The sequence below is a fragment of the Flavobacterium anhuiense genome (assembly GCF_050990855.1).
In the GTDB taxonomy this organism is placed as follows: Bacteria; Bacteroidota; Bacteroidia; order Flavobacteriales; family Flavobacteriaceae; genus Flavobacterium; species Flavobacterium anhuiense_C.
Window position 1 is genome coordinate 3,856,247 of the sequence record NZ_CP158861.1, and the last position, 15,927, is coordinate 3,872,173.

Below are 15,927 nucleotides of genomic sequence, written 5' to 3' on the forward strand. Positions count from 1 at the left end.
TTTAGAGGATAATTGATTGGTAATTTGGAATTTGGAATTTGGAATTTTTATATTGATTTTTTTGAAAGTTTATTCGATTCTGAAATTATCTGAAAGCGTTACACCTTTCTTAACCACTACAATTCCGTCTTTGATGCTATACAATTCATTTGTAAAATTATCCAAATGCTTTCCTCCACTAATGTGGACATTGTTCCCAATTCGGACATTTTTATCGACTAAAGCATTTTTTATAAAGCAGTTTTCACCAATACCAACATGTATTTTATTAATACTGCTTTCATGGTTTAGTTCTTCAAGGTCTTGATAGAAATCATTTCCCATTACGTAGCAATTTTCCAAAACAGTTCCTTCGCCAACTCTAGAACGGATACCAATTACAGAGCTTTTAATTTCTTTGGCATTAATTATACAGCCTTCAGAAATCAAAGATTGATTGATTATTGAATTTCTAAATTTCGATGGTGGCAATAATCTTGGTCTGGTAAAGATTTTATTTTCATTATCGAATAAATTAAACTCTGGAATATCAGCAGTTAAGCCAATATTGGCTTCAAAAAATGATTCGATATTCCCAATATCTGTCCAATATCCTTCATATTGATAACTTAAAATTTTATGTTTCCCTACAGATTGCGGAATAATCTCTTTACCAAAATCTTTTGTTTCGGGATCTGCCATTAATTCCTGTAATAATGATTTATTAAAAATATAAATCCCCATTGAAGCAAGATACTTTTTGCCTTTTTCTTGCATTTGTTCGCTTACTTCCGATTCCCATTCTGGCAATAACGATGGATGCGGTTTTTCAATAAAAGCTTCGATAACACTTTCGTGATTTGTTTTTAAAATTCCAAATTCTGGTGCGTCTTTGGCGTTTACAGGTAAGGTTGCTATAGAAATTTCAGCATCAGCAGCAATATGCGCCTCCAGCATTTCATTAAAATCCATTTGATACAACTGATCTCCCGATAAAATTAATGCATGGTCAAAATCGTGTTTCAAGAAATGTGACATACATTGTCTAACAGCATCGGCTGTCCCCTGAAACCATGTCGGATTGTCTGGCGTTTGTTCTGCTGCCAAAATATCAACAAATGACTGACTTAAAATACTAAAATTAAAAGTGTTTTTGATGTGAGCATTCAGTGATGCAGAGTTAAACTGGGTCAAAACAAATATTTTAAAAATATCCGAATTGATACAATTAGAGATCGGAATATCGACCAAACGATATTTTCCTCCAATCGGAACTGCTGGTTTTGATCTTGTTTCTGTCAATGGAAATAAACGTGAACCCTGTCCACCTCCTAAAATAATGGCAACTACATTTTTCTTTTTAAATTTCATTTTGCTGAATTATTAAGTTGTATATTTCGATATATTCTTGGCAAACACTTTCCCAGGAATGATCTGCTGACATTCCTTTCTTTAAAACTTTATTGAAACTTATTTTATCCTCATACAACCTAACTGCACGATTTATTGAATAGCATATATCTGCTACCGAAGCTTGATCGTGACAAACGCCATTTCCATCATCTCCAAAATCAACAACCGTATCTCTTAACCCTCCAGTTCTTCTAACAATCGGAATTGTACCGTAACGCATCGCATACATCTGATTTAATCCGCATGGTTCTACCCTTGAAGGCATTAAAATATAATCTGAACCCGCATAAATCAAATGCGCTAAATCTTCATTATAACCTATAAAAACATTGTAATTTCCTTTATAATCATTTCGCAGCTGCGTTAACTGCGCTTCAATTTCTGCATTTCCCGATCCTAAAATCAGAATATTAATATCCTCAAAATTTTCAGATAAAGCCAAAGCAGCAGCATGTGGAAGCAAATCACCTCCTTTTTCTTCAAACAATCTTCCAATAAAACTAAATAAAGGTTTTGATGAATCTAAATCAAACTCCTCGCACAGCTTTTCTTTATTCTTTCTTTTTCCTTCTTCAAAATTCTCGATAGAATAATTTTCAGCAATCATTTGATCCTTTAGTGGATTCCACACTTCAATATCAATTCCATTTAAAATTCCTTTGGATTTATTTCTCACAGAATTAAACAAAGATTCTAAACCATTTGCTGAAATAGTAATTTCATTTAAATAACTTGGAGAAACTGTAGTTACAGCATTGGCACATTTAATAGCAACTGCCAAAGAATTTATAGAATTGCTCCATTCTAAGAATCCAACATGTTTTAAATCAAATTCAGGCAAATAATATAGTTTATCAAACCCAAACCAACCTTGATACAAACCATTATGTATGGTAATAACCGTTTTTATGTTCTTTATATTCTCATATTTATAAGCAAACTGAAGCAAAAACGGAATAACGCCAGTATGATGATCATGACAATTAATAATATCTGGAACTTTATTTCTGGCTACAATCCAATCTAGTGTAGCAATTTGAAAAGATAAAAATCGTTCTATATCATCTTCATAGCCATAAACACTTGGTCTATTAAATAATTCATTAATTTCTATTAGATATAATTCAAAACCAAGCTTGTCTGTTGTTTCTTTTAAAACACTAAACGGAAAATTAAAATCTCCCAACTTAACTGTTCCCCAGTGCACGCATTCAAAATCATTTTCTTTTTTAAATTTCGTGTCATAGCAAGGAAGTACAACCCTAACGTCATGACCTGCAGATTGTTGATATTTTGGCAATGCACCTACTACATCGCCCAAACCGCCAACCTTTGCTACAGGATAGCATTCTGCACTAATATGAAATATTTCCATTTCAGAAATTAATTTATGTTTATCGTAAGAAGCAACTATTTATATGCTATTTTTATGCTTTTTAAATTTAGCAAAAAAACAAGCAAAATCCTCCCTCTTAATAAGTTTTATTGAAATGGCAAAAAAGGCAACTAATCCTACTAAATCATTAAAAATTCCTAATATTATTATATTTTCCGCGAAAATTTGTGCTTTTATCTCAACTAAATTGGTTACAAAATTTGCTGCAAGAATTTTTACAACACCAATAAAGCATAAAGTTCCTAAAAGAGAATTGGAAATGGATGCCAAAAGCATTCAAGAATTGATATATATTCCTTCAATTGATAAAAGCGTAATTACTTATTCTTACGGTGAAAGTCCGCGTAAAGTATTATTGGTTCATGGCTGGTCCGGAAGAGGAACACAACTTTTTAAAATTGCCGACGAACTTTTAGCAAATGGATATTCAACAGTTAGTTTTGACGCACCAGCTCACGGAAAATCCAAAGGCAAAACTACTATAATGTCTGAATTTATAGCTTCTATTTTAGAAATTGAAAAACAATTTGGTCCTTTTGAAATAGCAATTGGTCATTCTTTGGGGGGAATGTCTGTTCTAAATGCAATTAAAGACGGACTTAACGTAAAAAAAGCTGTAATTATAGGAAGCGGAGATATTATTCAAGACATCTTAGACGAATTTACTTTTAAATTAGGTTTGCGAAAAGAAATCAGTAATCTTCTGAGAGAAGCTTTTGAGAATAAATATAAAGTTAAAATGGATGATTTTTCGGCTTATAGGGCCGCACAAAAAGTAAAAATTCCCGTTTTAGTAATGCATGATAAAGATGATCCTGAAGTTCATGTGAAGGCTGGAATACATATTAATGAAAATCTCGAAAACGGAACTTTGTATTTAACAGAAGGACTTGGCCATAGAAAGATACTTGGAAATCAAAATGTTATCAAAAAAATTCTAGAATTCATTAAAATCAATTAACTTTATAGGTAACTATTTCAATACCAACAAAAAGAAAAACGAAAATGGATTTATTTGGAGAAACATCAGATTGGGAAACTAAATTAAAACCTATTTTAAAGAAATATAAAGGACGAAAACATCCCTTAGAGTATCAAAATCCATATCAGCTATTGGTTATGGTCGTTTTATCTGCACAAGATTCTGATGCTAATATCAATTCGATTTCACCAGCTTTATTTGAAAAATTTCCAACACTTAAAAGTTTATCAAAAACTGATTTACAAACTTTTCAGCCCTTTATTTCTAAAGTTCGAAATAATGGAACTAAAGCACAATGGCTTTTAGATATAGCTAAAACTATAGGAGATGACAAAGATATTCCTTTAACAATGTCTGGTTTAACCGCATTAAAAGGCATTGGAAGAAAATCTGCAAACGTAATCTTAAGAGAAACAGGTCAACCAGCTGAAGGAATTATTGCTGACTTACACGTAATAAGAGTTGCTCCAAGAATTGGAATAATTAAAGAATCTAAAGACGGTAATAAAGTAGAAAAAGATCTCATGCAGGCCTTACCTAAAAATATTTGGTCGGAAATCGGAATGGCAATTTCATTTTTGGGCCGCGAAATTTGTAGACCAAAGCCAAAATGCCCAGAATGTCTTTTAAAAGATATTTGTTTGTATTATAATACAGTATTCCTCAAAAATTGATCATTTTCTTCTTGTATCAATTACATAAATAATTTTCCAGAAATCTTTTTCTTTAAATAATGTAAAGGCATTTACACCCGTATGACTTAATTTATCATTGATATAAAACTCGTACGGTGTCCAAACATGTGCCATTGTTCCGTCGATTTGAATATTGTAACTCAATATTCTTTCTTGAAATTTTAGATTTGAGGGAATTGTTGCAATAGATTTATAGAATTCCTTCGCAGTTTCATCAGATAATTTATTTCCTTTTGTTGAGCTTTCGCTAATGGATTGCAATATCAGTTTATCTGAACACACTAGTTTAATCTTTACTGAATCTCTCTGATGAAATCCTTCAAAAAAAGATTCAATACATTTTTGAACTTCTTGTTTTTGAGCATTAGAAGAAATACTTAAAAAAAGAAAAGATATAATTATATAAATTCTCATAGTTATGCGATTTTTAAACTCCAAATTGAGAAAAATGATGATCTAAGTGCTTGGCAAACATATTATTCCATTCCTCAGAAGATAATTTACCAAAAGAAAGAGACTCTTTTCCTTCAAAACTTTCTTTTCCTAATTCTAAAGTTTTAATGATGTACGCTACAAGTCTATTCTTTTCAAGCTCAAAATCACGATCTCCCTTTATAATAAATTGTGGGGCTGTTCTTATATTTTTTGGATAAGGAGATTCATCAACCACTTTCTTTTTTACAAATGATTTTAAAAGAAATCCCATAAATGCATTTGGCTTCTGATGAATATTGTCATACACCATTTCATAAGTAACATTACAATGAGCCAACATCTGATCGACAGACATTGTGCCCCACAGTGGCTTTGTATCTGATTTAAGCTGATTAATTCTGTTTATAAACTGACCACAATCTTCTTTTAGAAATACATTTTGCATAATCTGAATCGTTTAATAAGCCAAAAAGTAAAGTAAAAATATAAAAATTAGTGCGTGATCTCAATTTTGGGCAAAAAAAAAACTTCAATTAACAAAAGCTAATTGAAGTTTTAGTACTCAGAGCGGGACTTGAACCCGCACGAACATTGCTGTTCACTGGATTTTAAGTCCAGCGTGTCTACCAATTTCACCATCCGAGCATGATGTGGTACCTCCAGGGATCGAACCAGGGACACATGGATTTTCAGTCCATTGCTCTACCATCTGAGCTAAGGTACCATATTGCTTATATTTCTATAAGCAAAGATTTGAATAAAAAACCCCGTTTAAGAAACAGGGTTTTTCAAAAGAAAGGCGGCGACATACTCTCCCACATAACTGCAGTACCATCTGCGCAGGCGGGCTTAACTTCTCTGTTCGGGATGGGAAGAGGTGAGCCCCGCCGCAATAACCACCTTAAGAAGTTATAATTGCTTTGGGCAATCTTTTTAATTGTTAATTATAAATTATTAATTATCAATCAAACAATATTTTAACATACTGGGATAAAGAAACATAAAAGCTTTTTTTTAGAAAGTTCTCTCCTCCCGATTGCTCGGGAGGAAAAGGGTGTGCATAAGCTTACGGATTATTAGTACTACTCGACTATGACATTACTGCCTTTACATCTGTAGCCTATCAACGTGGTCATCTTCCACGATCCTTAAAAGAAATCTCATCTTGTGGTGGGTTTCGCGCTTATATGCTTTCAGCGCTTATCCCTTCCAAACGTAGCTACTCTGCGGTGCCCCTGGCGGGACAACAGATACACTAGAGGTTTGTCCAATTCGGTCCTCTCGTACTAGAATCAGATCCACTCAAATTTCTAACGCCCGCAGTAGATAGAGACCGAACTGTCTCACGACGTTCTGAACCCAGCTCGCGTGCCACTTTAATGGGCGAACAGCCCAACCCTTGGGACCTTCTCCAGCCCCAGGATGTGACGAGCCGACATCGAGGTGCCAAACCCCCCCGTCGATATGAGCTCTTGGGGGAGATCAGCCTGTTATCCCCGGCGTACCTTTTATCCTTTGAGCGATGGCCCTTCCATGCGGAACCACCGGATCACTATGCTCTACTTTCGTACCTGATCGACCTGTATGTCTCTCAGTCAAGCTCCCTTATGCCATTGCACTCTACGCACGGTTACCAAGCGTGCTGAGGGAACCTTTAGAAGCCTCCGTTACTCTTTTGGAGGCGACCACCCCAGTCAAACTACCCACCAAGCACTGTCCCCCACATCGCGGGGTTAGGCCTCAGATAAACAAAGGGTTGTATTTCAACAATGACTCCAAAGCGCCTGGCGACGCCCCTTCACAGTCTCCAACCTATCCTACACATCATTTATCCAAGGTCAATACTAAGCTATAGTAAAGGTGCACAGGGTCTTTTCGTCCCACTGCGGGTAAACGGCATCTTCACCGTTACTACAATTTCACCGAGCTCATGGCTGAGACAGTGTCCAGATCGTTACACCATTCGTGCAGGTCGGAACTTACCCGACAAGGAATTTCGCTACCTTAGGACCGTTATAGTTACGGCCGCCGTTTACTGGGGCTTCAATTCAATGCTTCTCCGAAGATAACATCTCCTCTTAACCTTCCAGCACCGGGCAGGTGTCAGGCCCTATACTTCATCTTGCGATTTTGCAGAGCCCTGTGTTTTTGATAAACAGTCGCCTGGACCTCTTCACTGCGGCCCCGATTGCTCGGGGCGACCTTTCTCCCGAAGTTACAGGTCTATTTTGCCTAATTCCTTAGCCATGAATCTCTCGAGCACCTTAGGATTCTCTCCTCAACTACCTGTGTCGGTTTACGGTACTGGTTCTTACTGCCTGAAGTTTAGAGGTTTTTCTTGGAAGCCCTTAGGCGCACTATCTCTTTGTCCGAAGACTCCGAGTACTATCGTATTTCCCCAAAAGATGTGGATTTGCCTGCATCTCTTATAGGTAGGTACTTCAACGAACTATTCCGTCAGTTCGCGGCGCTTTCATCACTCCGTCACCCCATCACAGCAATAAGAAGTACGGGAATATTAACCCGTTGGCCATCGACTGTCCCTTTCGGGTTCGCCTTAGGTCCAGACTAACCCACAGCTGATTAGCATAGCTGTGGAAACCTTAGTTTTTCGGTGTGCGGGTTTCTCGCCCGCATTATCGTTACTTATGCCTACATTTTCTTTTCTGACCGGTCCAGCATACCTTACGATACACCTTCTGCCCTGTCAGAATGCTCCCCTACCACTTTGCATCACTGCAAAATCCATAGCTTCGGTAATATGCTTATGCCCGATTATTATCCATGCTCGTCCGCTCGACTAGTGAGCTGTTACGCACTCTTTAAATGAATGGCTGCTTCCAAGCCAACATCCTAGCTGTCTGGGCAGACAAACCTCGTTCTTTCAACTTAGCATATATTTGGGGACCTTAGCTGATGGTCTGGGTTCTTTCCCTCTCGGACTTGGACCTTAGCACCCAAGCCCTCACTGCTGGGAAACATTATATAGCATTCGGAGTTTGTCAGGAATTGGTAGGCGGTGAAGCCCCCGCATCCAATCAGTAGCTCTACCTCTATATAACTATCCTCAGCGCTGCACCTAAATGCATTTCGGGGAGTACGAGCTATTTCCGAGTTTGATTGGCCTTTCACCCCTACCCACAGGTCATCCGAAGACTTTTCAACGTCAACCGGTTCGGTCCTCCACTGTGTGTTACCACAGCTTCAACCTGCCCATGGGTAGATCACACGGTTTCGCGTCTAACACTACTGACTAAAGCGCCCTATTCAGACTCGCTTTCGCTGCGGATCCATGGCTTAACCACTTATCCTTGCCAGCAGCGTTAACTCGTAGGCTCATTATGCAAAAGGCACGCCGTCACCCCACGAAAGGGCTCCGACCGCTTGTAAGCGCATGGTTTCAGGATCTATTTCACTCCGTTATTCACGGTTCTTTTCACCTTTCCCTCACGGTACTGGTTCACTATCGGTCTCTCAGGAGTATTTAGCCTTAGCGGATGGTCCCGCCGAATTCAGACAGGGTTTCACGTGCCCCGCCCTACTCAGGATACCGCTATCCATTACGCTCGTTGCCCATACGGGGCTGTCACCCTCTATGGCGCTCCTTTCCAGAAGCTTCCGGTTCCTTGCGCATGAAATATCGCGGTCCTACAACCCCAGCAAGGCCGTAACAATGCTGGTTTGGGCTAATCCGCGTTCGCTCGCCACTACTTACGGAATCACTTTTGTTTTCTTCTCCTCCGCCTACTTAGATGTTTCAGTTCAGCGGGTTTGCCCACCTATCGGTGTGCTATATCTTCAATATAGCGGGTTGCCCCATTCGGATACCTGCGGATCGATCGGTGTGTGCCCGTCCCCGCAGCTTTTCGCAGCTTATCACGTCCTTCATCGCCTCTGAGAGCCTAGGCATTCCCCATGCGCCCTTATTTTGCTTATTGCACCAAATCATAATTTAATATGATCCGTTTTGTTTTGTTTTCCTTATGCTTTCGCTTAAGAAAAACGCTTTCTACTTTCTTATTATTTTCTTATCCCAATATGTCAATGAACTTTAAAGCTTACGCTTCCGTGGAGAATAACGGAGTCGAACCGTTGACCTCCTGCGTGCAAGGCAGGCGCTCTAGCCAGCTGAGCTAATCCCCCATTTTTTTTAAAATTCCAAATTTTTAAATTCCAAATTCCAAAAAATAAGGATTATAACCTCTAGAATTTCCTGAATCAGGTTTTTAGTAGTCCCGGGCAGACTCGAACTGCCGACCCCTACATTATCAGTGTAGTACTCTAACCAGCTGAGCTACGAGACTCTGTCTTCTTGATTCCTTATCATTTTTTTTTAAATTAACAGCAAGAGCAATACAATTTCGGGATTCCGAACCTCTGTCGGCATCTTATTTCCCAAGCGTGCCCAACGGCTAACACTCGGGCTCTAGAAAGGAGGTGTTCCAGCCGCACCTTCCGGTACGGCTACCTTGTTACGACTTAGCCCTAGTTACCAGTTTTACCCTAGGCAGCTCCTTGCGGTCACCGACTTCAGGCACCCCCAGCTTCCATGGCTTGACGGGCGGTGTGTACAAGGCCCGGGAACGTATTCACCGGATCATGGCTGATATCCGATTACTAGCGATTCCAGCTTCACGGAGTCGAGTTGCAGACTCCGATCCGAACTGTGACCGGCTTTATAGATTCGCTCCCCCTCGCGGGGTGGCTGCTCTCTGTACCGGCCATTGTAGCACGTGTGTAGCCCAAGGCGTAAGGGCCGTGATGATTTGACGTCATCCCCACCTTCCTCACAGTTTGCACTGGCAGTCTTGTTAGAGTTCCCGACACTACTCGCTGGCAACTAACAACAGGGGTTGCGCTCGTTATAGGACTTAACCTGACACCTCACGGCACGAGCTGACGACAACCATGCAGCACCTTGTAAACTGTCTTGCGAAAGATCTGTTTCCAAATCGGTCAGTCTGCATTTAAGCCTTGGTAAGGTTCCTCGCGTATCATCGAATTAAACCACATGCTCCACCGCTTGTGCGGGCCCCCGTCAATTCCTTTGAGTTTCAAACTTGCGTTCGTACTCCCCAGGTGGGATACTTATCACTTTCGCTTAGCCACTGAACTTGCGCCCAACAGCTAGTATCCATCGTTTACGGCGTGGACTACCAGGGTATCTAATCCTGTTCGCTACCCACGCTTTCGTCCATCAGCGTCAATCCACCGGTAGCAACCTGCCTTCGCAATTGGTATTCCATGTAATCTCTAAGCATTTCACCGCTACACTACATATTCTAGTTGCTTCCCAGTAATTCAAGTCCTGCAGTATCAATGGCCGTTCCACCGTTGAGCGATGGGCTTTCACCACTGACTTACAAGACCGCCTACGGACCCTTTAAACCCAATGATTCCGGATAACGCTTGGATCCTCCGTATTACCGCGGCTGCTGGCACGGAGTTAGCCGATCCTTATTCTTACGGTACCGTCAAGCTCCCTCACGAGGGAGTGTTTCTTCCCGTACAAAAGCAGTTTACAATCCATAGGACCGTCATCCTGCACGCGGCATGGCTGGTTCAGGCTTGCGCCCATTGACCAATATTCCTCACTGCTGCCTCCCGTAGGAGTCTGGTCCGTGTCTCAGTACCAGTGTGGGGGATCTCCCTCTCAGGACCCCTACCCATCGTCGCCTTGGTAAGCCGTTACCTTACCAACTAGCTAATGGGACGCATGCTCATCTTTCACCGTTGTGACTTTAATTGGAAAAGGATGCCCTTACCCAATGCTATGAGGCATTAATCCAAATTTCTCTGGGCTATTCCTCTGTGAAAGGCAGATTGCATACGCGTTACGCACCCGTGCGCCGGTCTCAGGTTCCGAAGAACCCTACCCCTCGACTTGCATGTGTTAAGCCTGCCGCTAGCGTTCATCCTGAGCCAGGATCAAACTCTTCATCGTATATTTTAATATTATATATTCGACGCTTTCTATCGGTTCTTTTTCGAATCTCTCGATTCTACTGCTCTTATTTCTTTTGTCCCGCTGTTAAACGAGACGGCTGTCAATTCAATATGTCTACGAACGTGTCTTTTATTCCTTCATCGCTTGTTTCTCAAAGCGGGTGCAAAACTAAAAATTCTTTTTGTTTCCTGCAAGCAAAACCTGAAAAATTTTTGAAGCTTTTTTTTCGCTTCCTTTTTCCGTTTTCCTTCCAATCTTCCAATGAACTTTCCGTGTTTTGCGGGGTGCAAATATAAAAAGCTTTTTCAATTCCCGCAAGCTTTTCCGAATCTTTTTTTTGAAAATTTCTTTCCTTTTCGATTCTTGCCTGCTATCGGAATTTCTAAGAGCGTTTTTCGCTGTTGCGGGTGCAAAAGTAGAACCTTTTTCCGCTTTTCCAAGCTTTTTATCACGCTTTTTTTTGCTTTTTTTTGATCTTTTTCTTAACTAACTGGTAACAGCTTCTTTACAGATCAATTATTTTTTATTGCTTGTGAGGTTTTTCTGAACACAGGCGTGCTTTTATTATTTTATCGGAGATTCTGGCTGTCTGTTTTATGGAGTTTTCAGGTTTTCCTGCTGTTTTTTGCAGGGAAATTAAAGCTTTCGGGCACTGCCTCTGCCGTTTTTAATCCCGCAGAGGCGCAAAGCCACCAAGTTTTCCCTTCTATTTTTCTTATGGAAACCGATTCCCTAGCCCCGATAGCAGCGGAAATCCTTTTTGGGGCGGGGTTCGCCATGAAAAGATTGCAGCGGATAGCGGGATTAAGCTCCTTATCAAATTCCAATTTAAAAAATTCCAAATCCCAAAGCTTAATAGGCTTCGCTTCGCTCAGCCTCACATCCTATACTTATATATAACATGTGGCATTAATAAACCCGACAGGTTTTGGAAACCTGTCGGATATCAAGATCTAATAGGCTTCGACTCCGCTCTGCTTGACATACTATACATTATATAAGTGTATGCAAAAAATAAACCCGACAGTTTTGAAAACTGTCGGGTTATACTATTATATATTAGGTAGAATTATTTCTTATTTAGATCTGTTGCTCTTTTCTCCCACTTCTCTGCAAGATCTTCATAGTTTACAGGATTCGCTGGTTTCTGATTTATTAGTCGTCCGGATTCAAATGCTCTAACCAAAATTGTTTCTATTAAATAGTCTTCGTTCACCTCGTATGGTTTGTATTCTTCTTTCAAACTAATATCAAACAGATTCGCCGTTGTATTCGAAACAAAAGCTTTGAATCCACTTTTCAGCGTTTTTATCAACTCGTATGTCGTAATTCCTGTCTGACGATGAATAAGCTTAACCAAAATCTGTCCCTGTTTACGAGAAAGCTTTTTTAATCTCTCTTCGAACTCATTATTTAAATAATCTTCTACGATTTTAAAATACTTCTTTTTTTCACGACTCGTTTTTAACCGTGCCATTCCGCTATTCAGAGCAGTTAATCGCTCTGCAGCAAGTTTTGCGTAAGGATACACTTTATATACTCTATTTTGAAGAATCTGAAATTGTTTCATTTCTTCTGGACTCATCTTTTGTCCTTTCGAAATAATTATTTCAGGAAGCTGGATAGTATCACTTAAAATAGAATCCCTCTCTGTCAATATGTACCCCATTTGTTCGTTCTCTTTGGGAGTAACTTGGGCTTTAGACGAAAAACAAACTAATAGAATAAATAAAAAGGTGGTTAGTCTCATTGAATCATAATTTAAATGTAAAATTATATATTTATACACAACTCTGATACCAAATTTATATTTTAGCGGAAAAATATTTTTATGAGTACAAATTCTATCTTAAATGATACCTCTATAGCATTCTTGGAAAGCTACTTAAATAATGCTTCTCCTACGGGTTACGAAAGTGAAGGCCAAAAGCTTTGGATGGATTATTTAAAACCTTATGTTGATACTTTCATCACTGATACTTACGGAACTGCTGTTGGGGTAATTAATCCTGATGCTCCTTATAAAGTTGTTATTGAAGGACATGCTGATGAAATTTCTTGGTATGTAAATTATATTACAGAAGACGGTTTAATATATGTAATACGAAATGGTGGTTCCGACCATCAGATTGCGCCTTCAAAAAGAGTGAACATTCACACTAAAAATGGAATTGTTAAGGGTGTTTTTGGATGGCCAGCAATTCATACTCGTCTGCGAGATAAAGAAGAAATTCCAAAATTGAGCAACATTTTTATTGATTTAGGTTGCGAAAACAAAGAGCAGGTCGAAGCGCTAGGCGTTCATGTTGGATGTGTGATTACTTATCCTGACGAATTTATGATTCTAAACGAAAACAAATTTGTCTGCCGCGCTATTGATAATAGAATGGGTGGTTTTATGATTGCTGAAGTTGCTCGATTATTAAAAGAAAATAATAAAAAACTTCCTTTTGGTTTGTATATCGTAAACTCTGTTCAAGAAGAAATTGGTCTTCGCGGCGCTGAAATGATTGCACATAGAATAAAACCAAATGTTGCAATTGTTACTGATGTATGTCACGACACCACTACTCCAATGATTGATAAAAAGGTAGAAGGCGATCTTAAAATGGGTAAAGGCCCTGTTATTGGTTATTCGCCAGCTATTCAGAATAAATTGCGAGATTTGATTGTCGATACTGCTACAGAAAATAAAATTCCGTTTCAGAGACACGCTACTTCACGTGCAACAGGTACAGACACTGATGCTTTTGCATATAGCAATGGTGGTGTTCCTTCGGCTTTGATTTCGCTTCCGTTACGTTACATGCATACTACTGTAGAAATGGTTCATAGGGATGATGTTGAAAATGTTATTCAATTGATTTATGAATCATTACTTAAGATTGAAAACAACGAAACATTTTCTTATTTCAATTAAAAAACGCAATCCTATACTAAATTCGGCTGTTTCTTAAACGGCCGAGTTTACAAATTTTACCTAAAAATGAAAATACTACTCCTCGAAGACGATTTTACTTTATCTAAAGAAATCTCAGCATTCTTTACTTCAAAGAAGTTCGAGTGTATTCCTTTTTATGATGGTTCTTTACTTCTAAAAAAGTACTTTCAGTACGAATATGATTTAATTATTCTCGATATCAATGTTCCTGGATCAAATGGTATAGACGTTTGCAAAGAAATCCGGAAAATCGACAATAAAACTCCTATTATTATGCTGACTGCTTTTAGCGAAATTGACGACAAATTATCTTCTTTTGATAGTGGCGCAGATGATTATTTGGTAAAACCTTTTCATTTTGAAGAATTATACGCAAGAGTCCAATCCCTTTTAAGACGTAAAGAAGTTCCGCAGCAGGTAGAAAACAAAATTGTAATAAATGATTTGGAAATTCTTGAAGAAGACATGAAAGTCTTTAGATCTGGTGAAGAAATCAAACTTACTCCGAAAGAGTTTAAACTCATTTTAATTTTGGCTCATGCCAGAGGAAAAGTGCTTTCGAAACAATTTATTGCTGAAAAACTTTGGGATTATCATATTGAAACCAATCAGAATACGATTGAAGTTTATATTAATTTTTTAAGAAAGAAAATTGATAAGGATCACGAAATAAAACTTATTCGTACCAAAGTCGGTTACGGCTATTATCTAAGCGATCAAGAATGACATTAAAAAATCGGATATCACTTTTAGTCAGTTTACTGTTTACCATCCTTTTTGGATTGGCTTCCACAGTGATATTCATTTTATATTCTAATTATCGAAAAGAAGAGTTTCGCGACCGTCTAGAAGTTAAAGCGCTGTCTAACATAAAATTGCTAGTAAATGTAAAGCAAGTCGACAATCAGCTTCTTAAAATTATTGATCAAAATTCGATTAACAAACTCTATGATGAAAAAACTTTGGTTTTTGATTCCAATTATAAGTTAATCTACAGCAGTATCGATGATGCTAAAATCAATTGGTCTGTTGATGACCTAAAATATTTAAAAAAGAACAAAACCTTTTTCAAACAGCAGGGAGATTACGAAGTATATGGCGTTTTTTATGATACAAACGACAAAGATTTTTATGCTTTAATATCGGCAACTGATGATTATGGTAAAAAGAAATTGCTTTTTCTCCGCTATACTTTAATTATATCTTACATCTTTTTCACTTGCGTATGCTGGGTTATTACTTCTTTCACTGTAAAAAAAGCAATGAATCCTTTGAATGCTTTTCACCAAAAAATTAAAAATATTAACGAGAACAATCTTGATTCTAGAATTGCATCCAAAAACACTAAAAATGAAGTAGATCTGCTTGCTAATGAGTTTAATTTTATGATGGATCGAATTGAACTTTCGTACCAAAAACAAAAAGAATTTACTGCTCATGCCTCCCATGAATTAAGGACGCCTCTTTCTAGAATGACTTCTCAGATTGAAAATGCTATTGCTGATCCAGAAATTCAGCCAAAAAACAGTTCTTTTTTAAGAAACATATTAACTGATGTTAATCATTTAGGCGAACTAATTACTTCGTTACTCATTCTTTCAAAAATTGACAATAGAAATAATGAGAGTAACGAAATTCAACGTCTAGATGAAATATTATTTTCTTCTATCGAAAAAATCAACAAAACGTTTCCAGATTTTGTTATTCTTTTTGAAATGGAGGAAAGCGATGATTTGGATACTGCATTAGAAATAAAGGGAAATAAAAATCTCTTAGAAATTGCTTTAACTAACATATTAAAGAATGCCTACATTTACTCTGATGATAAGCAAGCGAAAGTAAAAATAAGCACAGATCATTATCATCTTATAATTTCTGTATCAAATACAGGAAGCACTTTAAGCGAAGAGGAACAAAAAAGCCTTTTTGAACCTTTTATGCGTGGGCAAAACTCAAAAAAAACTTCAGGTTTTGGACTTGGCTTACGAATTGTACATCGTATTTTGACAGTTCACAAAGCAAACATAACCTACTCAATTCCAAATATTAACACGAATTTATTTCAATTATTTTTCGATTTATAAACTTTTTTAAGCTATTTTTAAGGTAGATTTTAAGCTCCCCTAAAGCCTGTTGATA

The 15,927-nt window shown here is 38.1% G+C and carries 11 protein-coding genes, 4 tRNA genes and 3 rRNA genes; 5 read left to right on the forward strand and 13 right to left on the reverse strand.

The genetic code is table 11. The features are described 5' to 3' along the window. Positions 1-69: 69 nt before the first annotated feature. Genes ABTV69_RS17175 through ABTV69_RS17185 form a run of 3 tightly spaced genes read right to left on the reverse strand, consistent with a single transcriptional unit; the run spans position 70 to position 3,058 of the window. The gene (locus ABTV69_RS17175; RefSeq protein WP_433830922.1) at positions 70-1,350 is read right to left on the reverse strand and encodes a glucose-1-phosphate adenylyltransferase; all 1,281 of its coding nucleotides are present in this window, start codon (positions 1,348-1,350) and stop codon (positions 70-72) included. Further along, complete coding sequence (locus ABTV69_RS17180) at positions 1,340-2,767, reverse strand: glycogen synthase (RefSeq protein ID WP_433830924.1); 1,428 nt, start codon at positions 2,765-2,767, stop codon at positions 1,340-1,342. The genes ABTV69_RS17175 and ABTV69_RS17180 overlap by 11 nt, the downstream gene beginning before the upstream one ends. 39 nt (positions 2,768-2,806) lie before the next feature. Then, positions 2,807-3,058 carry a hypothetical protein gene (locus tag ABTV69_RS17185; protein ID WP_433830926.1) on the reverse strand — a complete coding sequence of 84 codons (252 nt, stop codon included), beginning with the start codon at positions 3,056-3,058 and terminating at the stop codon, positions 2,807-2,809. On the opposite strand from ABTV69_RS17185, the gene ABTV69_RS17190 reads away from it, so the two are divergent. Together ABTV69_RS17190 and ABTV69_RS17195 are read left to right on the forward strand one after the other, a co-directional pair. Continuing rightward, on the forward strand, positions 3,048-3,749 hold the full coding sequence (locus tag ABTV69_RS17190; RefSeq protein ID WP_433830928.1) for an alpha/beta hydrolase: 702 nt from the start codon (positions 3,048-3,050) through the stop codon (positions 3,747-3,749). The two genes, ABTV69_RS17185 and ABTV69_RS17190, sit on opposite strands and share 11 nt — an antisense overlap. A gap of 44 nt (positions 3,750-3,793) precedes the next feature. Beyond that, entirely contained in the window at positions 3,794-4,444 is a 651-nt protein-coding gene (locus tag ABTV69_RS17195; protein ID WP_433830930.1) for an endonuclease III domain-containing protein, read from the forward strand. Here the strand turns inward: ABTV69_RS17195 and ABTV69_RS17200 are convergent, their stop codons facing one another. The 10 genes from ABTV69_RS17200 to ABTV69_RS17245 all read right to left on the reverse strand — a co-directional run bounded on the left by ABTV69_RS17200 (position 4,445) and on the right by ABTV69_RS17245 (position 12,597). After that, positions 4,445-4,879, reverse strand: coding sequence for a nuclear transport factor 2 family protein (locus ABTV69_RS17200; protein ID WP_433830932.1), 435 nt, complete (start codon positions 4,877-4,879; stop codon positions 4,445-4,447). A gap of 13 nt (positions 4,880-4,892) precedes the next feature. Next, positions 4,893-5,345 carry a DUF1569 domain-containing protein gene (locus ABTV69_RS17205; protein ID WP_433830934.1) on the reverse strand — a complete coding sequence of 151 codons (453 nt, stop codon included), beginning with the start codon at positions 5,343-5,345 and terminating at the stop codon, positions 4,893-4,895. A gap of 114 nt (positions 5,346-5,459) precedes the next feature. Continuing rightward, a tRNA-Leu gene (locus ABTV69_RS17210) sits at positions 5,460-5,545 on the reverse strand. A 6-nt stretch (positions 5,546-5,551) separates the two neighbouring features. Continuing rightward, a tRNA-Phe gene (locus tag ABTV69_RS17215) sits at positions 5,552-5,624 on the reverse strand. A gap of 70 nt (positions 5,625-5,694) precedes the next feature. Further along, positions 5,695-5,804 (reverse strand): 5S ribosomal RNA (rrf, locus tag ABTV69_RS17220). 152 nt (positions 5,805-5,956) lie between these two features. Next, positions 5,957-8,839 (reverse strand): 23S ribosomal RNA (locus tag ABTV69_RS17225). A gap of 130 nt (positions 8,840-8,969) precedes the next feature. Next, a tRNA-Ala gene (locus tag ABTV69_RS17230) sits at positions 8,970-9,043 on the reverse strand. Positions 9,044-9,130: 87 nt separating this feature from the next. After that, positions 9,131-9,204 (reverse strand) — tRNA-Ile (locus ABTV69_RS17235). Between the two features lie 126 nt (positions 9,205-9,330). Next, positions 9,331-10,844, reverse strand: a 16S ribosomal RNA gene (locus ABTV69_RS17240). Together the 16S, 23S and 5S rRNA genes with 4 tRNA genes alongside form the textbook arrangement of a ribosomal RNA operon. Positions 10,845-11,916: 1,072 nt before the next feature. Continuing rightward, the gene (locus ABTV69_RS17245; protein WP_433830936.1) at positions 11,917-12,597 is read right to left on the reverse strand and encodes a DUF4294 domain-containing protein; all 681 of its coding nucleotides are present in this window, start codon (positions 12,595-12,597) and stop codon (positions 11,917-11,919) included. Between the two features lie 81 nt (positions 12,598-12,678). Between ABTV69_RS17245 and ABTV69_RS17250 the strand changes: the two genes are divergently transcribed. The 3 genes from ABTV69_RS17250 to ABTV69_RS17260 all read left to right on the forward strand — a co-directional run bounded on the left by ABTV69_RS17250 (position 12,679) and on the right by ABTV69_RS17260 (position 15,872). Further along, positions 12,679-13,767, forward strand: coding sequence for a M42 family metallopeptidase (locus ABTV69_RS17250; protein ID WP_433830938.1), 1,089 nt, complete (start codon positions 12,679-12,681; stop codon positions 13,765-13,767). A gap of 66 nt (positions 13,768-13,833) precedes the next feature. After that, positions 13,834-14,514, forward strand: coding sequence for a response regulator transcription factor (locus ABTV69_RS17255; RefSeq protein WP_433830940.1), 681 nt, complete (start codon positions 13,834-13,836; stop codon positions 14,512-14,514). Next, positions 14,511-15,872, forward strand: a complete 1,362-nt coding sequence (locus ABTV69_RS17260; RefSeq protein ID WP_433830942.1) for an ATP-binding protein — start codon at positions 14,511-14,513, stop codon at positions 15,870-15,872. The genes ABTV69_RS17255 and ABTV69_RS17260 overlap by 4 nt, the downstream gene beginning before the upstream one ends. Positions 15,873-15,927: the final 55 nt, after the last annotated feature.